At 73.7% G+C, this 24,212-nt stretch carries 17 protein-coding genes; 9 read left to right on the top strand and 8 right to left on the bottom strand.

Translation table 11 applies throughout. The features are described 5' to 3' along the window. Positions 1 to 2 precede the first annotated feature (2 nt). Positions 3 to 1,379 carry a glutamate--cysteine ligase gene (locus WMF45_RS32970; RefSeq protein ID WP_437709077.1) on the top strand — a complete coding sequence of 459 codons (1,377 nt, stop codon included), beginning with the start codon at positions 3 to 5 and terminating at the stop codon, positions 1,377 to 1,379. A gap of 63 nt (positions 1,380 to 1,442) precedes the next feature. Continuing rightward, positions 1,443 to 2,756 carry a hemolysin family protein gene (locus WMF45_RS32965; RefSeq protein ID WP_437709076.1) on the top strand — a complete coding sequence of 438 codons (1,314 nt, stop codon included), beginning with the start codon at positions 1,443 to 1,445 and terminating at the stop codon, positions 2,754 to 2,756. 1,721 nt (positions 2,757 to 4,477) lie between these two features. On the opposite strand, the gene WMF45_RS32960 is transcribed toward WMF45_RS32965, so the two are convergent. After that, positions 4,478 to 6,394 carry a HEAT repeat domain-containing protein gene (locus tag WMF45_RS32960; protein WP_437709074.1) on the bottom strand — a complete coding sequence of 639 codons (1,917 nt, stop codon included), beginning with the start codon at positions 6,392 to 6,394 and terminating at the stop codon, positions 4,478 to 4,480. A 189-nt stretch (positions 6,395 to 6,583) separates the two neighbouring features. Between WMF45_RS32960 and WMF45_RS32955 the strand changes: the two genes are divergently transcribed. The 5 genes from WMF45_RS32955 to WMF45_RS32935 all read left to right on the top strand — a co-directional run bounded on the left by WMF45_RS32955 (position 6,584) and on the right by WMF45_RS32935 (position 11,960). Beyond that, positions 6,584 to 7,525 carry an XdhC family protein gene (locus tag WMF45_RS32955; protein WP_437709072.1) on the top strand — a complete coding sequence of 314 codons (942 nt, stop codon included), beginning with the start codon at positions 6,584 to 6,586 and terminating at the stop codon, positions 7,523 to 7,525. Next, complete coding sequence (locus tag WMF45_RS32950; RefSeq protein ID WP_437709070.1) at positions 7,522 to 8,166, top strand: nucleotidyltransferase family protein; 645 nt, start codon at positions 7,522 to 7,524, stop codon at positions 8,164 to 8,166. Before WMF45_RS32955 ends, WMF45_RS32950 begins: the two co-directional genes overlap by 4 nt. 103 nt (positions 8,167 to 8,269) lie before the next feature. Next, positions 8,270 to 10,579: a xanthine dehydrogenase family protein molybdopterin-binding subunit gene (locus tag WMF45_RS32945; protein WP_437709068.1), complete on the top strand. Its 2,310-nt coding sequence runs from the start codon at positions 8,270 to 8,272 to the stop codon at positions 10,577 to 10,579. Further along, positions 10,576 to 11,058, top strand: coding sequence for a (2Fe-2S)-binding protein (locus WMF45_RS32940; protein ID WP_437709066.1), 483 nt, complete (start codon positions 10,576 to 10,578; stop codon positions 11,056 to 11,058). Before WMF45_RS32945 ends, WMF45_RS32940 begins: the two co-directional genes overlap by 4 nt. Beyond that, positions 11,055 to 11,960, top strand: coding sequence for an FAD binding domain-containing protein (locus tag WMF45_RS32935; protein WP_437709065.1), 906 nt, complete (start codon positions 11,055 to 11,057; stop codon positions 11,958 to 11,960). Before WMF45_RS32940 ends, WMF45_RS32935 begins: the two co-directional genes overlap by 4 nt. Here the strand turns inward: WMF45_RS32935 and WMF45_RS32930 are convergent, their stop codons facing one another. Continuing rightward, positions 11,961 to 12,164 carry a hypothetical protein gene (locus WMF45_RS32930; protein ID WP_437709064.1) on the bottom strand — a complete coding sequence of 68 codons (204 nt, stop codon included), beginning with the start codon at positions 12,162 to 12,164 and terminating at the stop codon, positions 11,961 to 11,963. It lies immediately after the preceding gene. Between the two features lie 558 nt (positions 12,165 to 12,722). On the opposite strand from WMF45_RS32930, the gene WMF45_RS32925 reads away from it, so the two are divergent. Next, positions 12,723 to 14,894 carry a TonB-dependent receptor family protein gene (locus WMF45_RS32925; protein WP_437709062.1) on the top strand — a complete coding sequence of 724 codons (2,172 nt, stop codon included), beginning with the start codon at positions 12,723 to 12,725 and terminating at the stop codon, positions 14,892 to 14,894. Between the two features lie 21 nt (positions 14,895 to 14,915). On the opposite strand, the gene WMF45_RS32920 is transcribed toward WMF45_RS32925, so the two are convergent. The 3 genes from WMF45_RS32920 to WMF45_RS32910 all read right to left on the bottom strand — a co-directional run bounded on the left by WMF45_RS32920 (position 14,916) and on the right by WMF45_RS32910 (position 19,742). After that, on the bottom strand, positions 14,916 to 16,394 hold the full coding sequence (locus tag WMF45_RS32920; RefSeq protein WP_437709060.1) for an HTTM domain-containing protein: 1,479 nt from the start codon (positions 16,392 to 16,394) through the stop codon (positions 14,916 to 14,918). Beyond that, positions 16,381 to 17,838, bottom strand: a complete 1,458-nt coding sequence (locus tag WMF45_RS32915; protein ID WP_437709058.1) for an imelysin family protein — start codon at positions 17,836 to 17,838, stop codon at positions 16,381 to 16,383. Before WMF45_RS32915 ends, WMF45_RS32920 begins: the two co-directional genes overlap by 14 nt. 179 nt (positions 17,839 to 18,017) lie before the next feature. Continuing rightward, positions 18,018 to 19,742 (bottom strand): hypothetical protein, encoded by a 1,725-nt coding sequence (locus WMF45_RS32910; protein WP_437709056.1) that lies wholly within the window; start codon positions 19,740 to 19,742, stop codon positions 18,018 to 18,020. Here WMF45_RS32910 and WMF45_RS32905 point away from each other — a divergent pair. Continuing rightward, on the top strand, positions 19,741 to 20,013 hold the full coding sequence (locus WMF45_RS32905; RefSeq protein ID WP_437709054.1) for a hypothetical protein: 273 nt from the start codon (positions 19,741 to 19,743) through the stop codon (positions 20,011 to 20,013). The genes WMF45_RS32910 and WMF45_RS32905 overlap by 2 nt on opposite strands. A 159-nt stretch (positions 20,014 to 20,172) precedes the next feature. Here the strand turns inward: WMF45_RS32905 and WMF45_RS32900 are convergent, their stop codons facing one another. From WMF45_RS32900 to hisF, 3 genes are read right to left on the bottom strand one after another with little or no spacing between them, the layout of a single operon-like run. Next, positions 20,173 to 20,556: a TerB family tellurite resistance protein gene (locus WMF45_RS32900; protein ID WP_437709052.1), complete on the bottom strand. Its 384-nt coding sequence runs from the start codon at positions 20,554 to 20,556 to the stop codon at positions 20,173 to 20,175. Between the two features lie 33 nt (positions 20,557 to 20,589). Then, on the bottom strand, positions 20,590 to 23,310 hold the full coding sequence (locus WMF45_RS32895; protein ID WP_437709050.1) for a hypothetical protein: 2,721 nt from the start codon (positions 23,308 to 23,310) through the stop codon (positions 20,590 to 20,592). Continuing rightward, positions 23,307 to 24,119 (bottom strand): imidazole glycerol phosphate synthase subunit HisF, encoded by an 813-nt coding sequence (gene hisF / locus WMF45_RS32890; protein ID WP_437709048.1) that lies wholly within the window; start codon positions 24,117 to 24,119, stop codon positions 23,307 to 23,309. Before hisF ends, WMF45_RS32895 begins: the two co-directional genes overlap by 4 nt. Between the last annotated feature and the right edge of the window lie 93 nt (positions 24,120 to 24,212).

Genomic DNA, 24,212 nt, shown 5'->3' with positions numbered 1-24,212 from the left:
TGATGATGGCCGATGCAAGCCACGGGAGTGATTCGAAGTCTCAACCGCTGGAGACGTTCGACGATCTGCTGTTTCCCTTCCACGAAGCCACGAAGCCCGAGGCCCTTCACCGGATCGGCGCCGAGGCGGAGAAGTTCGGGGTCGACGCCAGGACGGGCGCTGCCATCCCGTACGAGGGCGAGCGGAGCGTCCTCAACATCCTCCAGGCGCTCGTCGAGCGGCACGGGTGGACGCCCGAGCACGAGACCCCCGGCGGTCCGCTGATCGCGCTCGCCCGGGCTGGCGCCTCGGTGACCCTCGAGCCAGGCGGGCAGCTCGAGCTGTCCGGAGCGCCCCTCGAGAACATCCACCAGATCTGTATGGAGATGAGCGGGCACCTCGCGGAGCTGCGAGACATCTCCGCCGAGCTCAAGCTGGCCTGGCTCGGCATCGGGTTCCACCCCTTCGCGAGGCAAGCCGATCTCTCCTGGGTGCCCAAGGCGCGCTACGCGATCATGCGGCGCTACCTGCCGACGCGCGGCGCGCACGGCCTCGACATGATGCGCCGCACCGCCACCGTGCAGGCGAACTTCGACTACGCCAGCGAGGAGGCGGCGATGCGCGCGCTCCGCGTGTCGCTCCGGCTCTCCCCGCTCGTGACGGCGATCTTCGCGAACTCCCCGTTCTACGAGGGGGCGCTGTTCGGCGGGCGGAGCTACCGCGCCAAGGTCTGGCTCGACGTCGACGCCGCGCGGCAGGGGCTGATCCGCAACGTGCTCGAGCGCGGGCGCCGCTTCTCGGACTACGTCGCGTGGGCGGTCGACGCGCCGATGTTCCTCATCAAGCGCGACGGCGAGGTGATCGAGAACACGGGGCAGACCTTCCGCGAGTTCCTGGAGCGCGGCTTCGAGGGGCACCGGGCCACCCGCGGCGACTGGGAGATGCACCTCAACACCCTCTTCCCGGAGGTCAGGCTGAAGCGGACCCTCGAGGTCCGCGGCGCGGACTCGCTGCCGGCCAACCTCGTCTGCGCGCTCCCGGCGCTCTGGGCGGGCATCCTCTACGACGCGCGCGCGCTCGACGAGGCCGACGCCCTGTCCGAGAGCTTCAGGTTCGACGAGCTCGAGGCCGTGCGCCCGAAGATCGCCGAGCGCGCGCTCCGCGCCACGTTCCGCGGCAAGCCGCTCGCGGCGCTGGCCGAGCGGCTCGTCTCGATCTCCTCGGGCGGCCTCGAGCGGCGCGCGCGCCTGAACAAGAACGGCAAGGACGAGCGCGTCCACCTCGATCGGCTCAGCGCGCTCATCGCCAAGGGGCAATCCCCGGCCGATGCTCTGGTCGATGGACTCAGCAACGACGACCCGGACCTGCGAAGCAAGATCCTCGAACGTGCGAGGATCTAGCCGCGGCTCGTCGCCGAGGAGGCGCGGGGCGGCGGGCGCACCGGGAGGAGGACGTCGACCGGCATGACGTTGGTCTACCTCCTGGGCACCTTGCTTCTGGTGCTCCTCAACGCGTTCTTCGTCGCGTCCGAGTTCGCCATCGTCAAGATGCGGCCGACGCGGCTGGAGCAGCTCGTGCGCGAGGGCGACGCGCGGGCCCGGCTCGCGCTGCAGATGTCGCAGCGGCTCGACGCGTACCTGTCCGCCAACCAGCTGGGCATCACGCTCGCGTCCCTCGGGCTCGGCTGGATCGGCGAGCCGGCCATCGCCCAGCTGATCGAGCCGTTGCTCGCGCCGCTCGACGCCTGGTCGGGGATCGGCGCGCACGCCATCTCCGTCGGCATCGCGTTCATCCTGATCACGTCGCTCCACACCGTGATCGGAGAGCTCGCGCCGAAGTCGCTCGCGATCCAGCGGACCGAGAAGGTTACGCTCTGGGCGGCGCGGCCGCTGCACGGGTTCTTCGTCCTGATGTGGCCGGTCATCTGGGTGCTCAACTCGATGGCGAACGGGTTCGTCCGGCTCTTCGGGCTCCGGCCCGTGGGCGAGGAGGAGATCGCGCACACGTCGGAGGAGCTCCGGCTGCTCTTGACCAAGAGCCCCGCGGGGCTCGATCCGGCGCTGCGCAGCATGCTCGTGCGCATCTTCGACCTGCGCCGCCGCACGGCGAGGCACGTGATGTCGCTCCGCTCCGACGCGGCGACCCTGCGCGCGAACATGACGATCGACGAGGCGGTGCGGATCGTGGCCGACGCCGGGTACTCCCGGTACCCGGTGCTCGACGAGCAGGGCAAGAACGTGCTCGGCTACCTGCACCTGCGCGACCTGTTCGACGTCCTGAGCCACCGCCGCCGCGCGGCGCGCGTCGCCGAGCTGCTCCGCAAGCCGATCTTCGCGCGCGAGAACACCTCGGTCGAGCGCCTCCGCCTCGAGATGCAGGCGCGCCAGGTGCCGGTGGCGATCATCACGTCGGCCTCGGGCGAGTTCATGGGGCTCGTGACGATGGAGGACCTCATCGAGGAGATCGTCGGGGAGATCCGCGACGAGAACGACGAGGAGGTGCCGCCGATCCACCGCCGTGGCGGGGGCATCGTCGACGTCGACGGCCGCGTCCTGCTGACGGACCTGGAGCGCGACGCGCACATCGTGCTGCTGCCCGAGGTGAAGACCGTCGAGACGGTCGGCGGCTACATGCTCGGCCGGCTCGAGCACCCACCCGAGGCGGGCGAGCGCGTCGAGTGCGAGGGCTACACGCTCGTGGCGATGGATGTCGCCGGCCGGCGGGTACGGCGCGTTCGCATCGTCCCGACCGACGCGGCCGGGGGCGAGCGGTCATGACGAGCGCGGCTCCCCGCGCCGCGGATCGGCGCGCCAGCGCCGTCCGTCAGGGGCGCCGCCTCCGAGCGTACACGGCGAGGCGCGCACCCTGGAATCGGTCGCCCCGGGGACGAACGGCGCGCGGATCCAGGTACAAACTTCGGCGGACCGGTACTACCCTGGCTTCGTAAGTGGAAACGCTTGCAACTCGGATCTTGCGCGATGGCCCGGTGAACGAGCTCGACGCCGTCGGCTGGGCCATTCGTCTTGCGAAGCGGATCGAGGCGCTTCACGCCCTCGGCGTCGCGCACGGCGCCATCTCGCCGGAGTGCGTGCTCACGACCGCTGTCGATCGCACGTCGAAGGCGATCCTGGCCGACCTGCGCCAGACGCCGAGCCGCATCGCGTACCAGTCGCCCGAGCGGGTGGGGGGCGGGACGCTCTCGGCCGGCGACGACGTGTGGGCCATCGCGGCGACGCTCTACGAGGTGCTGACCGGGGCGAGCGCCTTCGGCGGCGGGAGCGACGCCGAGACGCGGCAACGGATCGCGAGCTCCTCGCCGGCGCCGCTCGCCGTCTTCGACGTGGGCGACGACGATCTCCAGCGGGTCCTCGACGATGCGTTCCAGCGCGATCGCTCCGCGCGGACGACGAACGCCGCCGCGTTCCGGCGCGCGCTCGAGGAATGGCACCCCGATCCCGCGGTGCGCACGCTGCTCCCGCTCGACGACGAGGACGCGACGAACGACGAGGACGACGACGAGGTGCGCACGCTGATGCGGGTCTCGCCGTTCAGCTCGAGCCAGCTCGACGAGGTCATCGCGCAGCGCGCGGCGGCAGTGGCCGCGGGTCAACCGGCGCCGCCCCTCCCGGCCGAGCGCGCGCGGCCTCCGGCGGCGCAACTCGGCGCGTCGGCCTCCAGGCCGGGCGCCGCCCCGATCCCCAGGGCGCCCGCCGCGGCTCCGGCCACGCAAGGGCGCCCCCCGGTCGCGCGAGCGCGCGTTCCGGGCGTGGGGGCGGTCCCGGTGACCCAGACGTCCGGCGACGCCCGTGAGGGCTCGGAGCCCAGGATGGCCACGCGGGAGGCGACGCCCCTGAACCTCCGCGGGCCCGCTGGGCCAGCGGCCGCAGCGCTTGCGCGCTCCGGAGGAGCGGCGCCCGCCGCGCATCGCGCGCCCGACGCGGGGCGGCCCGCGCCTGGCGCGGCGCCGCCGGCTGGAGGGCCTCGAGAGCAGGTCGCGGTCGGGGCGCCAGCGCCGGCGTTCCCGGGGCGCGAGCGCCCGGACGCAGAGCCCGAAGCTGTCGCGAGACCTCAGCCGCGGAGCGGGGAGCTGCCTTTCCTCGGCGATCTCGACGGGGACATGCTCGACGAGCCCACGCTCGATGCGCCCACGGTCGTCGACGACCGCGACGATGACGATGACGACGACGTCCCCACGCGGACGCGGGAAGCTCCCACGCCGGTCGTGCCGCCCCTGGTCGACGCGACGCCGACGCTGGGCGCGTCCCAGGCGCTCGCTGATGCGGCGACAGGTCGCTCCGCTGCGGCGCCGCTCGAACGAGCCGCGGGGGCGCCCGCGGCCGCGTCGTCCAGGAGGGCCGACGGTGGGGGCGGCGCGCCCTTCGGGCCGACCTCCGGCGCAGCCGGCGCGCTCAGCCCATCGCAGCAAGCCTCGTCGGTCACGCACAGCGCCGGTGCCGCGCAGCAGAGCGCAGCGCCCGCTCAGCGCGCAGCGCAGGGCTCAGCCGCGCCGGGGCCGTCGCCCCTCGGCGCGGCCGACGGTTTCGGTCTGATCACCGACGCGCCGCCTGACCGCTCGGGGCGGCTCGGGATCATCATCGCGGTGGTGGTGGCGCTGCTCCTGGCGGGGGGGGCGATGCTGTTCGCCGCTCAGCTCGGCCTGCTGGGGGCCGCGCCCACCGCGCCCGGCAGGGGGGTGGTCGAGCCGGTCCCCGCGCCGGCCGTCGCGTCGATCGTGGCTCGCGGCCGGCCGGAGCGCCTCCTTGTGGAAGCTCTGGATCTGCGCGTCGAAGCCGCCCATGTCCACGCGCAGGAGCGTCTCGGGCCGGAGGCCTGAGCGGCGCGCGACGGCCTCGGTCCGCTCGGGGAACGGCGAGATCCACACCATCCTGCCGCCCGGCGCGAGCGCGCGCGCGGCGCCCTCGACGAAGCGATCGAGCATGGCGTCGAGGTCTCCCGTGCGCTCGACGCGCCGCCCGAGGGGCGGGTTCGTCAGGATCAGCGTGGGCGCCTCGCCCGGGGGCGGCGCGCCGCCCGCGTCGCGCTGGAGGAGCTCCGCGCCCCGCGCGCCCGCGGCGTCGAGGTTCTCGCGCGCGATCTGCAGGGCTCGAGGATCGCGATCCGAGCCCACGAGCCGCCGGTACGGTCCGAGCAGGGCGCGCTCGCAGAGCTCGAGGCCCGAGCCGACGAACGGATCCCAGACGACGTCGTCGCCGCGCGCCCCCGCGATGCGCGCGAGCGCGGCCGCGATCGTCGGGTGCGACGCCGCGGGCACGTCGCCCCGGCGATACGCGAACCGTGGGTCGGGCAGGCGCGGCGCGAGCTCGATCCGGACACGGCCAGCGCCCTCGTAGACGACAACGTCCCACGTGCTCTGGGTCGGATCGTTCACGAGCTCCGGGGCCTCCGCCTCGACGGCGGCCGCGGCGCGGAACACCGCTGCCCGGCGCTTGCCGCCGCCGGCCCAGTCGATGCGGTAGCGGATCGCGCCCTGGGTGAAGCGGCGCAGGATCTCGCGCGCCTCCCGCGAGAGCAGCCGCTCCGCGACCGCCGCGGCGAGGTCGGCGCCCTGGTCGAGCTTCCGCAGCGGCAGCGGGAACGCGAACGACAGCATCGTGCGCGCCCCGAACAGGGCGTCGAGGCGGCCGCTCAGCACCGCCTCGACTCGCGCGCCGCCGCACGGATCGCTCCGGAGCTCGGGGACGAGCGCCCCGCCGGGAGAGCCCGCGTCGAGCGCCGCGAGCTCCTCGGCGAGGATCGCCTCGAGCCCGCGCCGGCAGCGCACCGCCACCCGGAGGGGGCGCTCCGGCGCGCGATCGCCGGCGATCTCGGACAGCTCGCCGCGCGTGAGGGTCCTCCTGGCCAGGAGCTCGGCGCGCGCGCGCACGCCGGCGATGTCGTCGCCGTCGAGCTCGGCCAGCGCCTCGAGCGCGGCGCCGCCGCCGACCTTGCCGAGCGCGTCGATCAGCGCGCGGCGGACGTCGGGCGAGCGCTCGCTGCGCGCCGCCTCGGCGAGCGCCTGCTCGACGAGCGCCCGCCCGGCGTCCGCCGCGCGCGGCTTGCCGAGCGCCACCGCCGCCATGCGGCGCGTGCGGCGATCGTCGTCGCCGAGGCAGGCGAGCAGGTAGTCGCGCGCCCGCTCCGAGACCTCGGGATCGATCGGCCCCGAGGCCATCAGCTTGCCGACGAGCCGGGTGAGCGGCGCGCGCAGCGCCGGCGCCGCGCCGGCCGCGCGCTCGAGCGCTGCGGGCAGCGCCGCGGCGCCGGCGCGCCGCAGCGCCCGCTCCGCCAGCTCGGCGGGCTCATCGGCCGTCTCGAGCAGATCCATCAGGGCGGCGAAGTGGCGGCGGCCCGGCGTGAAGCCCGGATCGGAGAGGGCGCGCTGGAGGTCGGCGTCGAGCGTGGCGGGGGAGGTCATCGTGGCTTGTAACTCCGCGTTTTTATTTGGATCCCGGCGGTCACAGCGGGGCGGGATCTCGGGGGACGCCTGCGCCGCTCTCCGAGCGCGCTCGACTTTCGCGACAAGCGCGGCCTTCCAGCAAGCTCTTTCGGCGCCGGGGCTCTCGGCGCTCTCGTTTTCGGTCGCCGGGTCGCTAGAGTCTCAACCATGCCGGATCTGAGCCAGGTCATCCCGAGGACGGCGTTCCCGCACGACGTGCTTCGGGCGGCCCTGGACGCGCTCGAGGCGGGGCGGCGGGTGGTGCTCGCCTCGGTGGTGGCGCGGCACGGCTCGGCGCCGTCGACGCCGGGGCAGAAGCTCTGCCTCTTCGACGATCTCACCGCGATCGGCACGATCGGCGGCGGCGCCGTCGAGCGGGCGGCGCTCGGCATCATGGGGCGCGCGCTCGACGAGCTCGCCAGCGCGCCGAAGCTCGAGACGTTCCGCCTGGGCCCGACGCTGGGCATGTGCTGCGGCGGCTCGGTCGAGGTCCTCATCGAGCCGATGCTGCCCGCTGTGCACGTCCTCGTGATCGGCGCCGGGCACGTGGGCGCGTTCGCCGGGCCGCTCCTCGCGTCGCTTGGCTTCCGCGTGACCCTCTGCGACACGCGCGCCGCCGCCGCCGACCCCGCCCGCGTGCCGACGGCGGCGCTCGCCCGCGCGCCGTCGGCGTACGACGATGCGCCGCGGGATCTGGCGCCGGCGCCGGGGGAGCAGGTGCGGCTCGTCCTTGCCGAGCACGACGACCCGGAGGTGCTGACGGGCCTGCCGAGGGAGCTCGGCGAGGCGGCGGCGCTCGTGATGACGCACGACCACGCCCTCGATCAGGAGGCGCTCGCGTGGGCGCTCGCGCGCGGCTTCGGGTACGTGGGCGGCGTCGGGAGCCGCGCGAAGGCAGCGCGAACGCGCGCGCGGCTCGAGGCGAAGGGGGTGGCGGAGGGCGACGTCGCGCGGGTGAGGATGCCGGTCGGCCTCGACATCGGGGCGCGCACGCCGGCCGAGATCGGCGTCGCCCTGGCCGCGGAGCTCGTCGCGTGGCGCGCGGGGCGGCAGCGCGCTCGATGGTCATCGGCCGGCACGACGTCCGCCGGAGAGGAGCAGGCTGGATGAATCGAGTGACCACGATCGTGCTCGCCGCGGGCGCGGGCAAGCGGCTCGGGGGGCCGAAGGCGCTCCTGGCCTGGCCGTCATCGACGAAGGGCGGGGCCGAGCGGCCGCTGGCGATCGCGCACGCGGAGGCTCGCCTCTCGGCCGAGAGCGCGCGGGTGCTCGTGGTGGTGCGCAGCTCCGTCTTTCACGCGCTGCTGGCCCATGTGCAGCCGGGCATCGACCTGGTCTCGTGGTCCGCGCCGGACGACCTCGGGCCGGCGGGCTCGCTGGCCGTCGCCGCGCCGCGCATCGGCGACGCCGACGCCGTCATCGTGACGCCGGTCGACGTGCCGCCCGCGCGCGCCGCGACGGTGGCGCGGCTGCTCGCCCGCCTCGAGGCGGGCGCCTGCTTGACGACGCCGACGCCGCCGCTCGCGGTGCGGCCGCGGCACCTCGGCCGCGGCGGGCACCCGGTGGTGCTGCGCACCGAGGCGCTCCAGCGCTACCTGGAGGCCGATCCACCCCCGCTCCGGGATCACCTGAGGGCGCTCGGCGACAGGTGCGTCGACGAGGAGGTGGACGATCCAGGGGTGCTGCACGACCTGAATGTGCCGGTCGACGTGATCCGCGTGCTCGGGGGCCCACCGCGTTTTCTCGCCTGAAGGCGGCCGGCGATCGTCCCTCTGCGCGGGTCACGCCGCGCGGCGCGCTCGGGTCGACGCGTCCCCGGGGACCGGGCTATCGTCGGTGAGGAGGAGCATACGAATGGCGACGAGCCCTCCAGCGTCAGCGAGCACCGTGGGGAGCAGCGTGCCCCGTACCGACGGCCCTCACAAGGTCACGGGGGCGTCGCGCTACGTCGACGACATCCCGGCGATGCCGGGGGAGATCTTCGGGCGCACCGTGCGGAGCCCCGTGCCCCGCGGGATTTTGCGGGGAGTGCGGCTCGACCCCGCGTTCGACTGGAGCGACGTCACCGTCGTGCTCGCCGAGGATGTCCCGGTCAACGTGGTCGCGCTGATCCTGGACGATCAGCCGATCCTCGCGACCGGAAAGGTGAACCACGCCTACGAGCCGATCGTCCTGCTCGGCTGCGCGGACCGGCTGAAGCTCGCGCGGGCGGTCCAGGCCGTCGCGCTCGACATCGACCCGCTGCCGCCGGTGCTCGACGCGCGCGCCGCGCTCGATGGCGGGGAGATCCTCTGGGGCGCCGACAACGTCATCAAGCGGTACCTCATCACGCATGGGCGCGCCGACGCCGCGCGGGAGCGGGGCGAGGCGAGCGAGGCCGCGATCGACGCGGCGCTCGCGCGCTGCGAGGTGGTCGTCACCGGGACGTACGCCTCGCACCACCAGGAGCAGCTCTACATCGAGCCGCAGGGGGTCATCGCCTGGTGGGACGAGGCCGGCGCGCACGCGACGGGCTCGATCCAGTGCCCGTTCTACGTCCACAAGGCGTTCCTGAAGGCGTTCGGGCTCCCTCCCGATCGGATCCACATCACCCAGTCGGTGACGGGGGGCGGCTTCGGGGGCAAGGAGGAGTACCCGTCGATCATCGCGCTCCACGCGGCGCTGCTCGCGAGGAAGAGCGGCCGCCCGGTGCGCATGATCTACGACCGGACGGAGGACATCGAGGCGACGACGAAGCGCCACCCGGCGTCCTGCGAGATCACGAGCGGCTGCGATCGCGACGGCGCGCTGCGCGCGCTGAAGATCCGGATCCTCATGGACGGCGGCGCGTACGCGACGCTGACGCAGGTGGTCCTGTCGCGCGGCGCCCTCCACGCCGCGGGCGCCTACCGCTGGGACGACGTGTGGATCGAGGCGACCGCCGTGGCCACGAACACGCCGCCGAACGGCGCCTTCCGCGGCTTCGGCGCGCCGCAGACGATCTGGGCGATCGAGCGGCACCTCGACCGCGTCGCGCGGGAGCTCGGCTGCGATCCGCTCGATCTGAAGGCGAAGAACGTGCTTCGCCCCGGCGACTCGACAGCGACGGGGCAGGTGCTCCGCGTGAGCGTCGCGGGCGAGGAGTGCATCACGCGGGCGATCGCGGCGAGCGGTTACCGGCAGAAGCGCGCGGCCGGGCCGGTCGTCCGCGGGCGCGTGGCGCGCGGGATCGGGCTCTCTGTGTTCATGCACGGCGCGGGCTTCACCGGGTCGGGGGAGCGCTACTACAAGGGAAAGGTCGCGCTGGATCTCGCGCCCGGCGGGCGGCTCCGCATCCGCACGGCGTCGACGGACATCGGCCAGGGCACGGAGACGGTGTTCCGGCAGATCGCCGCGGACGCGGCGGGGCTGCCGCTCGATCGGGTCGAGTTCGCGGTGCCGTCCACGACGACGGTGCCCGACTCGGGCCCCACGGTGGCGTCGCGTACGGTGATGGTGGTCGGCTCGATCGTCGAGGCCGCAGCGCGGGAGCTGGCGAGCCGCGTGCGCGCGGAGCAGGCGTCGGCGCCGGCGGCGCTGAGCTTCGAGGAGGCGGCCGACCGGCTGCTCGCGCGCGAGGGCCAGGTGACGTCGCTCAAGCAGTACGAGCCGCCGGGCTACGTGCGCTGGGACGACGAGGCGTACAAGGGAGACGCGTACCCGTGCTTCGGCTGGGCGTGCGACGTGGCCGAGGTCGAGGTGGACCTCGACACCTTCGAGGTGACGGTCGTCGACTTCTGGTCGGCCACCGACGTGGGCAAGGCGATCCACCCGGTGATGTGCAAGGGGCAGATCGAGGGCGGCAGCCTCCAGGCGATCGGCTGGGCGCTCTCCGAGGAGATCGTCTGGCAGGGCGGCAAGATCAAGAACCCGCGGATGACCAACTACATCATCCCGACGTCGCTCGACGCGCCGCCGTTCCATGTCGTGCTCGTCGAGGAGCCGTTCCCGTTCGGCCCGGGCGGCGGGGCCAAGGGCATCGGCGAGATGCCGATGGATGGCGGCGCGCCTGCGGTGGCCGCGGCGATCGAGCACGCGACGGGGATCGCCGTTGGCGCGCTGCCGCTCACGCCGGAGCGCCTGCTCGAGGCGGCTCGGGGCGCCGCGGCGTCACGCCCTTTGGCGGGGAGAGGAGAGCGTCTATGAAGGTATCGCTCGTCGTCAACGGCTCGCCGCGCGAGGTCGATCTGCCGCCGCTCTCGCGGCTGCTCGACGCGCTCCGGGGGCCGCTCGGGCTCACGGGCACGAAGGAGGGGTGCGCGGAGGGCGAGTGCGGCGCGTGCACGGTGCTGCTCGACGGCGACCCCGTGAACGCTTGCCTCGTCGCGATCGGGCAGTGCGAGGGGCGGCACGTGACGACCGTCGAGGGCCTCGCCTGCGCCGGACACCTGTCGCCGCTGCAGCGCTGCTTCGTCGAGGAGGGGGGCGCGCAGTGCGGGATCTGCACGCCGGGCATGCTGCTCTCGGCGGAGGCGCTGCTCGCGCGGAGCCCGGATCCTTCGGAGCTCGAGGTGCGCGAGGCGCTCGCTGGCAACCTGTGCCGCTGCACCGGGTACCAGCGGATCGTCGAGAGCGTCCGCGCCGCCGCCGCGCTGCGCCGCGGCGGGGGAGGGGCGGCGCAGTGAGCCTCGCGGATCTGCGCCTGTTCGAGATGCGGCGCGTGGCCGGGCTCGGTCCGCTCTGCGAGATCGTGGCGGAGCGGGCCGCGCTCGGCGCGCCGGTCACGCTCCTGGCCGGCGGCACCGACTGGGTCGTCGAGCAGGAGCTCAGGCCTCCGCTCGAGGTCGCGGCAGGGAGCCCGGCGGCGCCGCTCGTCGTCGACGTGTCCCGGCTCTCGGAGCTGCGAGGCATCTCGCTCTCCGGCGACACGCTCCGGGTCGGCGCCGCGACGACGTACCTGGAGATGCTCCGGAGCGACGCCATCGCCGCGCGTGCGCCGCTCCTCGCGCGGATGAGCCGCGACGTGGGCGCGGTGCAGATCCAGGCGCGCGGCACGCTCGGCGGCAACCTGGCCACGGCGTCGCCGGCCGCCGACGGCGTGGCCGCGCTCGCCGCCTACGACGCGACCGTCGTGGTGCAGAGCGTCCGCGGGGAGCGGCGCATCCCGATGGGCGCCCTGCAGACGGGCTACAAGCGCACGTCGCGCGCGCCGGACGAGGTGATCGTCGCCGTGGAGATCGCGCTGCCGGCGCCCGGGTCGCCCTGGTACTGGCGGAAGATCGGCGCGCGACGGGCGCAGGCGATCTCGAAGGTCGCGCTCGCGGGCGTGGCCGAGGTGCGATCCGGGCGCGCCGCGCGGCTCGGGCTGGGGATGGCGTCGGTCGCGCCGACGACGGCGCTCCTGCCGAGCGTGCGCGCGCTCTGCATGTCCCGTCCGCTCGCCGAGCTCACCGCGGCGGAGATCGACGCGGCGGTCGCGCAGGACATCTCGCCCATCGACGACGTGCGCTCGACGCGCGCCTACCGGGAGCACTGCGCTTGCGGGGTGGTGCGGGAGCTCCTTCGGCAGCTCGGCGCGCCGGTCTGATCATTCCATCCAGTCGCGCTGAGCGGCATCGGGCCTTCGGCTGCGCCCGCCGGCGAATGTCGGCCGCTCGTACGCTGGCGGCGGGAGCGGCGTATCCGCGTCCATGTCGTGGCAGCGCGCGCATCGCCGCGGGGTGGTGGTGCCGGCCTGGAAGATGGTGACGCAGCCGCAGGCTGGGCAGATCATGCCGATGTCGTAATTCATGAGCACTCCTCGACGACGAACGCTCCGGGGCGGTCCGAGCGGCGGGAAGATGCGCTGAAGGGGCGACGTGGTTGCGACGGCGCGGCAACATCGCGTGGAAGCTTCGGCCCTGCGGGGCAGCCCATCGGAGGCGCGTCGTCGAGACGCCCGTCCTCTTCCATTCCCATTCCGAACGCGCTCCTGCGCCTGAGAACGAGGCGGCCTCCCCCGGACCGGCGGAGACCTTCTGTGGCTGCGCGGGCGGCGGTGCACGCTCCTTGTCGTCTGCGCTGCCGTCTCGCGTGAGCGCACGTCGGCCTGCGCTGTTCAAGGGCTACTCGATGTTGACTTTCATTTGTAGTAGGCCCCTGATGACCGCGAGTTCGACACGCCGCGAGCCCACCGAGCTCGCGATGCTGTGGGATTCGGTAGATTAGTAATATATATTACATGTCAACGCAGACCCGTCCCTTACGGGCCCGTCTTGGGCTCGCTGTTCCCGTGCTTCTGATCACCGTGGCCGGGGTCGCTCATGCGCAGTCTCCTGAACCGAGCGCGGAGGCCCCGGGGGATCCAGCGATGCCGGCAGCGCCTCCGGGCACGGGAGCGCCGGCGGCGAGCCAGGAAGGCGCTGCACCGGCGCCGGCGGCGCCTGCAGGCGATGCGCCGGTGGAGGTGACGGTCGCGGGCACGCGCGTGACGCGGACCGCGGGCTCGGCTCATGTGATCAAGAGCCGCCAGCTCGAGCGCTTCGAGTACGACGATCCCCACGCCGTGCTGGTCAGCGTTCCCGGCGTGTACGTGAGGGGCGAAGACGGGCTGGGCCTGCGGCCGAACATCGGTGTTCGCGGCGTCAACCCCGATCGCAGCAAGAAGGTGACGCTCATGGAGGATGGCGTCCCCATCTCTCCTGCGCCGTACTCCGCGCCGGCCGCTTATTACTTCCCGCTCATCACCCGCATGTCGAACGTGCGCGTGATCAAGGGGCCAGGGGCCATCGCCTATGGCCCGCAGACCGTGGGTGGCACCGTGGATCTCGTCACCCGCTCCGCCCCGTCGCTCGCGTCGGGCGCGCTCGATCTCGCGCTGGGCCAGTACGGCTATGGCAAGGCGCACGCCTATCTCGGGACGAGCGACGGGCAGATGGACTTCCTCGTCGAGGGCGTGCACCTGCGGAGCGACGGCTTCAAGGAGCTCCCGAGCGGCGCGGACACAGGGTTTTACCGCAACGAGGTGATGGTCAAGGGCAGTTACCTCGTCGACCCGGCCGCCCGCATCAAGAACGAGCTCCGCCTCAAGCTCACCTACTCGGAAGAGCTCTCCAACGAGACGTACCTCGGCATCACGGACGGGGACTTCAAGGAGAACCCGCTCCGCCGTTACGGGGTGACCGCGCTCGACCGCATGCGCAACCACCGCACCGCGGTCGCCGTGACCCACGTGCTCGAGCCGTCGCGCGACCTTTCGGTGACGACGACCGTGTACCGGAACGACTTCTCGCGCGTGTGGCGCAAGGTGAACGGCTTCCGCGGGGCCAACCTCTTCGACGTGCTCGCCGCCCCGGAGACGCCGCAGAACGCGGTGTATTACGCCGTGCTGACCGGGCAGCTCGACAGCTCGACGCCGGGCGAGGCGCTGCTCATCGGCCCCAACGAGCGCGACTTCGTCTCGCAAGGCGTCGAGACCCGCGTCCGCTGGAACGTCACCACGGGGCCCGTCTCGCACCGCGTCGAGTACGGCCTGCGCCTGCACCACGATCGGGTCGAGCGCCGCCACAGCGAGAACGGGTTTCTCGTGCTCGGCGGCGCGCTCGTGCCGGACGGCGGACCGACCGTCGTGACCCAGTTCAACGAGGCGTGGACCGAGGCGGTCGCGCTCCACGCGAGCGACGCGATCACGTGGAGAGCGCTCACGGTGACGCCCGGCGTCCGGGTCGAGCTCATGCGCTCTGCCCTCGTGGATCGCGCGGCCGGGCGCGAGCAAACGCGGCTCGCGCAGGCGCTCCTGCCCGGCGCCGGCGCCTACCTTGCGATCACCGATGCCCTCGGCCTCCTGACCGGCGCTTACCGAGGGTTCAGCCCCCCGGCCCCGGGGAGCGACGAGCACGTCGAGCCGGAGCTCAGCGTGAACTACGAGGGCGGCGCTCGCTTCGCCGACGGGCCGCTGCGCGCGGAGATCATCGGCTACTTCAACGATTACTCGAACATCACGGATGTCTGCACGCTCTCCAGCGGCTGTCTCGACGCGGATCTCGATCGCCAGTACGACGCGGGCGAGGCCCGGATCTACGGAGTCGAGGCGTATGCGGAGCACGAGGTCGCGCTCGGCCAGCTCAAGCTGCCGATCACCGCGGCCTACACGCTCACCCGGACCGAGTTCCTCTCGAGCTTCGCCTCGGACGACCCCATCTTCGGCCGCGTCGTGAAGGGGGACGAGATGCCCTATGTCCCGCGGCACCAGGCGAGCCTCTCGGTCGGGGTCGAGCACGAGCGCGCCGGCGTCGCCGTGGGCGCCACCTACATGTCCGCCATGCGGGAGAAGGCCGGCAGCGAGCCCATGTCTCGAGCGCTCGCCACCGACGAGCAGCTCCTCTTCGACGCGAGCGCCAGGGTGCGTGTCGTCGGGCCGCTCGTGCTCTACGCGAACGCGCGGAACATCCTCGGCTCCCAGTACATCGTGTCGCGCCGGCCCTTCGGCGCCCGGCCGAACGCGCCGCGCTGGATCCAGATCGGGGCCAAGGCGTCGTTCTAGAGCCGCGGTCACCCGCTTCGATCAGAGGGGCCGGATGTGGGGAGGAGGCCCGTCTGGACCTGGAAGGATGTAGGGCGCCGGGCCGAGGCCGTCGCGGACCGCGGCGAGATCGACGCCGGGATCGATGAGCCGCGCGATGCGGCGGCCGTTGAGCGAGACGAGGGCGTCGACGCGCACCTCCACCGGCCCTCGGCCGCGGCGCTCGAAGTCCTCGCGGATGTGATGGGAGAGCTGCAGGATGAGATCGGGCTGGCCCGCCATCTCGCGCTCCTGCAGGCGCGTGAGGTACTCCCGCGGGCTCACATGCCATGTCCGGCCGGTCTGCCTGCTGCGGACGATGAAGGTGACGCTCCCGTTCTTCTCGCGCACCATCACGCGCCAGGAGAAGCGCATCCCCTGCTCGTGCCAGCGCACGTTGCCGCCATACGCCAGGAAACGGAGCGGCATCGCGAGCTGAACCGCGCAGTACGCGGCGCCCAGCGCGAGCCCGAGGGCGCGCAGCGATCGCGAGGGCGGCGCCGCCGGGAGGAGGGCAGGTTCGTCTGTAGGCGCTAGCGGGGCGTGCGGCGCGCCGGCGCCGCCGCGGGCGGGGAGCGCGCGCGCTCGGAGCCGGGAGAGGAACCGCCGGGGCCACTCCGGGGGGAAGAACACGAGCGCGGAGAGGACCATGATCACCGGGAACATCCCGATCGGAAACAGCGCGCGCGTGACGACGTGGAACAGGATCACCGCGGCGTACGCGAAGGGGCGGAGCCTCCGGCAGAGGAGGAGCCAGACGATGCTGGTGTCGAACAGGAAGCCCGCCCAGCTCATGAGCGGCGCGGCCCACGGGTGCGTGAAGAGCGGGCCGATGACCGGCATGTCCGTGCGCGAGCCGAGCCAGATGCGGAGCGGCTGCGCGTGCAGGAGCCAGTCGGCGTGGGCCTTGGCGAGCCCCGCGAACGTGTACACGACGCCGACCTGGAAGCGCAGCAGGTAGAGCCACGCAGCGGAGACGGAGCGCTCGCTGCGCCGCGAGAGCAGCGCGTCGATGGACCAGGCGCGGTGCGCGGGCGACGCCGCGAGCAAGAGGCCCAGCAGGCTCGCCAGGTAGTAGTGGTTGAGGTACGTCGTGACGTCGATGACCTGCAGGTAGGTGAAGCCGACGACGAACAGGGGCGCCGCGACGCGGAACATGAAGCCGAGGGCGAGCGCCAGGGCGAGCGCCGCGAGCGCCCAGAACAGGGCGTGCATCCCGGCCAGCGGGAGCGGCTCGACCCAGGCGAGGCCCCAGTACTTGAAGTGAAAGCCCGGCTTGACGAAGAACTCGTCGATCCAACCATACGCGATGAAGCGCGCCATGCTCACGCACATCGTGAGCCCGAACAGGGCGCGGAACGCCGCGAGCCAGGCGATGTCGATCGGGCGAAACAGCGCTCGATGCAGCGCCGCGGACGCGCGCGACCACGCCGCCGCGAGCCCAAGGGGGCCCGCGCGGCCAGGGGGCTCAGTCGTTGTCACCTTCCGACGACTGGGGCAGCTCGAGGTTCAGCGCGCTGACGAACTCCGTCTTGAGCAAGTCAGTCAGGGCCTTCACGGCGGTGTAGACCGACTCGACCTTCGCCCGGTCGGTCGAGAGCGCCTGCTCCAGCGGCAGGTCGAGCGCGTCCACGGCCGACTGGGCTCCCGAGAGCGCCGCCAGCATGCGATCGGCGAGATCGGCGGAGTCGACCGCGCGCAGCCAGTCGTCGAACCCGACGCCCTCGCCGCCCTCGCCGCAGCCCTGGAACAGGCGCCGGAAGCCGCGCAGGTTGGCCCGGATGTGCGCCGCCGAGGCCAGGGCGAAGCGGGACTCCAGCGCCTCCGGGCAGGTGGGCGTGACGCAGTCCTCGGTGAAGCCGAGCGGGCGCCCGAGCTTCCAGTCCTTCAGCTCTCGCTCGACATAGAACATCGCGTCGCTCACCGCGTTGAGCGCGTCCTGCTCGGTCGCGAAGACGGGGCTCCCCTGGCCGGCCTGGGTGAGCTTCTCCCGGAAGCTCCCCGCCTCGGGCGCCCATGCGCGCGCGAGCGCGCCCGCCTGGGCGAGCACGTCCGCGGCCGCTGCGGCGGCGTAATCGGCCTTGCGCTGCGCGAGCTCTCCCGCGGCGAGCGCCGCCCAGGTGCGGTTCGCGTTGATGGGCGAGTACTGCGAGCAGGCGTTGTCGCCGCCGCCGTAGAAGACGAGGTACTCGAGCGCCGCGAGGCCGCGCCCGTTGATGAGCGACGAGGAGAAGCTCGGCTGCGCATAGGCGCGGCTCACGATCTGCTCCTCGACCTTGCACCGGCTCACGAGGGGCCAGGAGTAGATCTGATCCCGGAGGTCCAGTCCTCCGGGCTGCGTGGAACTCGCCGCGGGGCCGAAGCGGAAGAGCTCCACCTCCTGCCAGACCGCCATGGCGGCGAGCCAGGCGCCGCGCGCGGCGGCGGCGCTCGGCTCGCCCGGGCCGCGGGCGAGGGCCGCGGCGCTCTCGTGCAGCGCGCGCGCCTGCGCCTCGAACTCGCAGGCGCGGTTCAGCGCGCAGTCCGCCGCTGCGGTGATCAGCTTGGCCTTGCTGAAGGGGCCTTCGGCGACGGGGACCGGGGGGCACACGTCGCCGGGGGCCGGCTCGCCGCCGCCGGCGCCCCCTGCGCCGCCGGCGCTCGCGGCGCCCCCCGCGCCAGCGGTCGTGGTGATCGCGGAGGAGGCCGCCGAGGTGCTCGTGGCGCCGCTCCCGGTCGAAGGCACGGGCGCAGACCCGCCGCTGCCTGACGGCTGCGCGGCGCCGGGCCCCGCGCCCTGGCCCGTATAGACCACCTCGTCCGGGGGCGGCTTGCGGCACCCGGCGGCCGCGGCGACGCCGACGAGCGACAGCAGGAGCGCTGTCGAGAGGCGGTGGCCCGCCCTCTCGCTCCGGGCGCGGTTCATTGTCGGCCTCACGCTGTTCATGCAGCCTCTCCGAGATACGGGCGCGCGCCCGGGGCCCGCCGGCGTCGCGGCGGCCCCGAGCTCGTTTCGCGCGAGAATCGTCCGTCGTACCCTGCCCGTCAACACGGAGGGAGCGCTCCCCCGCCTGTCAGCACGACGCGGCGGGGGGCGCCTCCCGGCGCGCGTCGGTCGTGTGAGCGTCAGTCCCTCTGCGCCGGGACCGGCAGCAGGACGAGCGTCGCGTCGTCGTCCTCGGGCCCGTCGCCGTCGGACCGGTACCCGGCGGCCGCGAGCCATGCGCCGTTCGGCGACAGCGCGACGCCGTAGAGCGAGTCATCGGGGCGATCGAAGCTGTAGCGCCGGTATCCGCTGGGATCGAAGCGCGTGTCCAGGGCGCCGTTCTTGTCGAACAGGGCGATCATCCCGTCGACGTTGCCCGTCGCGGGGGTGGCGCTCCCGACCATCACGACGCGATCGCCGGGCAGGGCGAGGAGGTTGCGCCCGCGGTCGTTGTCGCCGGCCACGTCGAGGAGGACGCCGCCGCCCACGCCCCACGAGGGGTCGAATCCGCCCGTGGCCGTGACGCGGAAGGACACGAGATCCACGGCGCCGCTCTCCTCGGAGCGCCCGTATCCGGTGGTCACGTACTTGCCGTCCGACTGGCGAGCCGCGCCGTAGGCCTCGGCCATGCCGAGCGGGAACGGCGCGAGCCTCACGACGCCGTCCGACGAGAAGGTCGTATCCGGGGTGCCGTCCTGGTTCAGCCGCAGCAGCACGATCTGGTTCCTCCCGCCCACGCTCGTGTAGCCGGAAGAGAAGATCTTGCCGTCGGCCTGCACGAACCCGTTGCGCGGGTTGTCGCCGAGGTTCAGCCCGTCGACGTCGAGCGTGTGGACGCCCTCCGTCGCGAACGTGGTGTCCAGGGCGCCGTTCGCGGTGAGCCGCACGATCGCGCGATCCCGATCGGCGCGAGCCGCCGGCTTCCTGCTGGCGAAGAGCACCAGCCGATCGCTCGCGTCGCGGTCGGCGCCCCAGAGCAGATCGCCCGTGTTGCCCTCGCCGGCGCCGAGATCGTGGATGGCGATGCCCTCCGTGCCGAAGGTCGTATCGAGCGTGCCGTCGGTGTTGAACCGCACGACCGCGAGATCCGCGTCCGACGGCGTGGCGCTCGGGTCGTGCTCGACCTGGCCGGCGAGCACGACCTTCCCGTCGGACTGCAGGACGATGCCGCGCGCTGTCTCCGTGGTCTTGCCTGCGACCACGTTGACCCTCGCGACCCCGTTCGTGCCGAAGGTCGTGTCGAACGAGCCATCGGTCTTGAAGCGCGCCACCGCCATGTACGTGTCGCCCGCCACGGCCACGTGCCCGGCAGCGTAAGCTCTGGACTCGGCGTCGAACGCGACGGCCCAGAAGCGGTCGTCCGTGGCTTCGTCGAGCGCCACGACCCCCGCGAATCCGGTCGACCAGGGCTCCTCGCCGGTGTCGCCGCCGCCGGTACCGCCGCCCTCGCCAGCGCCGCCGGTGCCGCCAGCGCCGCCGCCCTCGCCAGCGCCGCCGGTGCCGCCAGCGCCGCCGCCCTCGCCAGCGCCGCCGGTGCCGCCAGCGCCGCCGGTGCCGCCGCCCTCGCCAGCGCCGCCGCCGCCGGTGTCGCTACCGCCAGCACCGCCGGTGCCGCCAGCGCCGCCGGTGCCGCCGCCCTCGCCGGCGCCGCCGCCGCCGGTGTCGTTGCCGCCGCCTTCGCCTGCTCCGCCGCCGCCGCTGCTGGTCGTCGAGGGAGCGCCGCCAGCGCCGCCGCCCCCGGAGTTCGCTGCGTCGCCGGAGTCGTCTCCGCACGCAGCCACTCCGCCGAGCAGCACGCACCAGGAAAGTCCGAACGTCGCGAGCACGGTCCGCTGCGCGGACAACCAGGTTCTCTTCACAGGCATGGTCGGCGATCCCTTCATGAATATGAAAATGAAAGTCGTTATCTTTGTTGGATATAGTCTTGCATGCCGTCCACGCTGTCAAGAGATTCTGCTGTCGCTATCCGGCCAAGGCCTTTCCTTGCTGGAAATGCCGCCTGGAGCTGAAGGTGTGGGGATGGCGCTTGGGGTGGGGGAGCGCGGCGTGTGGAGCGCCTTTGACGATGCCCGCCTTGCGCTGCGCGACGCTGTCTGGGGCGCCTCGCGCGCGGGCAGCCTGCTCGGCGATCCATGACCGCGCGGCGCGTAGCGGCGAAGCGACTCGGCCTGGGGGGTCGGTTTCCTTGCGGAGCACGGCGGATCGCGGTCGGCCGGAGAGGGCGGCCGGCCGCGGTCGCAGCGGGAGTCCCGGCGGCGGCCGGGCGAGCGGCGTTCGGGCGCCGCGCAGGCTGCGTCAGAGCAAGGTCAGGAGGCGTCGGGCGCGGGCCTCGGCCGCCTGGATGATCTCCGCGGACTCCGGCTCGGAGAGCTCGAGCTTCCTTGTCAGCGCGGCGATGTACTGCTTCTCCGCGTCATGCTGCTCGCCGTCGACGAACGTGAGCAGCACGGCGTGCTGCAGCAGCGCGCGGCGGTCGTCGCCGCCGAGCTCACCGAGCGGCACGTCGTCCAGGGTCCTTCGCTGGGAGGCGTAGGCGCGGATCTCCTTCGCCTGGTCCTCGTTCGCCTCGAACGCCGCGATCAGCCCCTCCACCATCTCGCGCTCGGCCTCGTGGAACTCGCCGTCCGCCCACGCCACGCTCACGAGCGACTTCACGATCGCCATGCTCTGCTCTTGCATGGCGACGAGTGTCGTCGCTCCCCCGGGGCAACGTCAATCGTGAGGGGAGGGCGTCCTCGCCTCGGCGCGCGGGACGATCTGGAGCGCTCCCCCTGCGAGCGGCTCCGCCAGCGAGGCGAAGACCTCCGGCCGCAGCGTTCCAGCGAGCCCGGCGCAGAGCAGGGCGAGCGCGAGGAGCGCAAGCCACAAGGACAGACCTCGCCGGCGCGGGGCCACCAGCGGCACAGGGGGCCTGCTGCCGTCGTCCGTCGGGGCGACCGGAGCGGATCCGGGCGTCGCGCGCCCGGATGCAGCGGGGCTCAGCGCCCCGGCGAGCGGCGGGCGCGCGCCGGGGATGGCGCGCGCGGAGGTGCCGCCGGAGACCGCAGCGACCGGCGGCGGCGTGAGGGTGAGGTCGAGGCCAGCGAGCGCCTTCATGCTGCGCGCCGCGCGGCGCTGCGCGCTGTGCTCGGACTGCGCGACGAAGCGCGCGACGAGCTCGTCGACCCGGGAAGCGCCTGCACCGACGCCATCCGCGGGCGGGCGCGCGCTCCGCGATCGCCGCGAGGCGTTCCACACGATCGCGTCGATGGGGCCGAGCTCCGCCGGGCACGGCGTCTCTTCCGGCTCTGCGTCGGCGGGAGGCTGCGCCGATGCTGCATCCGGGGGCGCGAGGTCGGCGGGCGGCAGCTCGGGAGCTGCTGCGTCGGCGGGCGGTTCCTCGGGAGCGAGATCAGCAGGCGGCAGCTCGGGAGCTGCGTTCGCGGGCAGTTCCTCGGGAGCGAGATCGGCGGGCGGCAGCTCGGGAGCTGCGTCCGCGGGCAGTTCCTCGGGAGCGAGATCGGCGGGCGGCAGCTCGGGAGCTGCTGCGTCCGTGGGCAGTTCCTCGGGAGCGAGAACAGCTGGCGGCAACTCGGGAGCTGCGTCCGCGGGCGGCTCCTCCGGAGCCAGATCAGCGGGCGGCAGCTCGGGAGCTGCGTCTGCGGGCGGTTCCTCCGGAGCCAGAACAGCAGGCGGCAGCTCGGGAGCTGCGTTCGCGGATGGCAGCTCGGGAGCCAGATCGGCGCGCGGTTCCTCGGGAGCTGCTGCGTCCGCGGACAGTTCCTGGGGTGCTGCGTCCGCGGGCGGCGTGCCGGCGTGCGCGGTTTCCGGACCGTCGGCCTCCGCAGCCAGCAACGCCTCGATCGGCGCGGCCGGAGCCGTCGGGTGCGGCGCAGCCGGAGCGTCGTCGCGCTGCGCCGGAAGGGGCCAGGGCAGCGTGTGACGCGCTGCTGGCGTCTCGTCGAACGGCGCGACGGCCGCTCGAGGAACCGCGGGCACGGCGAGGTCCGCCCGACGAACGAGCGGCCAGGTGCCATAGGCCGGTGTGACCTGGAGCGCCGCGTCCGCCGCCATGAACTGGATGGCGGGCGCGCGCGACGTCTCGATGGACTCCTGGACCTCGGTCGCGCTGGCAGGCGCGTCTGCCACGGGGGAGAGCGCGGCCCCGTCGGCCGCCTCTCTCTCCTCCCAGACGGCCGTGGCCACGGTCGGCGTCGGCTCCTGCGAGAGCGGCGCGACGTCGGCGGGCTCCGGGGAGAACTCGACGAGGATCGACTGGGTCGGCGTCGGCTCCCGGGAAGACAGCGCGACGCCGGGAGGAGCCGGGGAAAAGTCGACGAGGAACACCTCGATCCCCTCGGGGCTCGTGAGCGCTTCGCTGCAGGCAGAGGGGCCGCAGACGACGAGCGATGGCGCGGGCACGGGCCGCGCTTCTTCAGGAGCGATCCCCGCCGCCGTGCGCGCGAGCGGCGCCACCGGCGCGATCGTCCGAGCAGGCTCGATGAGCTCCGGGATGGCCGGGATCTCGGCCGGCGCTGCGGCCTCATGGAGCTCAACGACCGCCTGCACGACGGTCGGGGTGGGCTCCGGCAGCGCCTCGACCTGCTCGCCGGTGTGCGCAGGCGCCGATGGGTTCTCGGGACACGGCTCGACAGCTACCGCCCCGGCAGCATCGCCTGCGCTCGCGGGCGCCGGGTGCGCCACCCCGGCGATTGCACACGCGACGAGCCCGGGGCTGAGCGTGAGCTCCACGACCGCAGGTGCGACCGGGCCGGGGCTGAGCGTGAGCTCCACGATGGGATTCGGCAGCGGGGCAGCAGGGGCTTCGCTGCGCGCGGCCGCGGGGGCGTCGCTGCGCGGAGCAGCCGGGGCGTCGCTGCGCGCGGCAGCCGGGGCGTCGCTGCGCGGGGGAGCGGCGGTCGCATCGCGCCGCGCGTGCTCCGCTGGCGGCGGCGGCCGCACCTCGTCCGCTTCCGGCGCCGCAGCCTTCGCCTGGACCTCCGGGCGCGGGCGCCTCAGCCGGCCGGCCTCCTTGGCGCGCAGCGTCTCACGGGCGAGCCGCGCCAGCGCTCGCCGGGCGGCGTTGCGGTTCACCGGGATCAGCGCGGCCTCGAGCTCCCGCGCGACGGCTTCCGGGTCCTGCTCGTGCGCGGGGCGCGGGCGCGCCGTCGCCGTGAGGTTGGGCATGCTGCCGGCGGACGCGGCGAGGAGCCGGGCGAGCAGGTCGCGCAGCAGCCGCGCCGCCTCGGCCGGCGCCACCGCGTCGCCGCGCGTGCGCACCGTGACGGTGCCCTCGGTCGTGAGCAACACCGCGCGATCGTCGAGCCTGAGGGGGAGGCGCGACGTCGCGTCGCTGACGGCGAGCGCGAGGTAACCCGAGGTCTCCGGCACCAGCGAGGCGCTCCGCGCGTGCGCCGCCGCGACGACCTCCTCCAGGGTGACGCAAGCGCTCACGAGCGCCCCCGGTCCGCCGCGTCGCCCGGCCCGCCCGCGCGCGCCGGCCTGACCGGCACCCCCGCCGCCTCGAGGTACGCCTTCGCTTCGCCGATCGTGTACTCGGCGTCGTGGAAGATCGACGCGGCGAGCGCGGCGTCGGCGCCGCCCTCGACGAGGCCGGCGCGCAGGTGATCCAGCGTCCCGACGCCGCCCGAGGCGATCACCGGGACCGGCACGGCCCGCGCGATGGCGGCGGTCAGCAGGAGGTCGTAGCCGTCCCGCGTGCCGTCGCGGTCCATGCTCGTGACGAGCAGCTCGCCCGCGCCCGCCCGCGCGATCTCCTCGGCCCACGCGACCGCGTCGCGCCCCGTGTCCCGACGGCCGCCGTGGGTCACCACCGTCCAGGCCACGCGCGAGGGATCCGCGATCCGGCGCGCGTCGATGGCCACGACGATCGCCTGCGCACCCCAGCGGTCCGCGGCGCGCCGCACGAGGTCGGGATCGTTGACGGCGGCCGTGTTGATCGCGACCTTGTCCGCACCCGCGTCGAGGAGCGCCTTGATGTCCTGCTCGGACTTGACGCCGCCTCCGACCGTCAGCGGCGTGAACAGCACCTCCGCCGTGCGCGCCACGACGTCGAGGATGATGCCGCGCTTCTCGTGCGACGCGGTGATGTCGAGGAACGTGATCTCGTCCGCGCCCTCGGCGTCGTAACGGCGGGCGGCCTCGACGGGATCGCCGGCGTCCCGCAGCCCCACAAAGCGGACGCCCTTCACGACGCGGCCGTCCTTGACGTCGAGGCACGGGATGATGCGCTTCGCGAGCATACGTCCCGCGTTAGCCCACCTGCCACGCCAGGGCCAACTGTTGCGCTGTGCGCCCGCTCCGGCGCCGCGGGGGGCGTCCTCGCGCGCCTCTCG

Source organism: Sorangium sp. So ce448 (genome assembly GCF_051520915.1).
In the GTDB taxonomy this organism is placed as follows: Bacteria; Myxococcota_A; Polyangia; order Polyangiales; family Polyangiaceae; genus Sorangium; species Sorangium cellulosum_B.
This window is presented reverse-complemented; position numbering and strand designations above follow the sequence as displayed.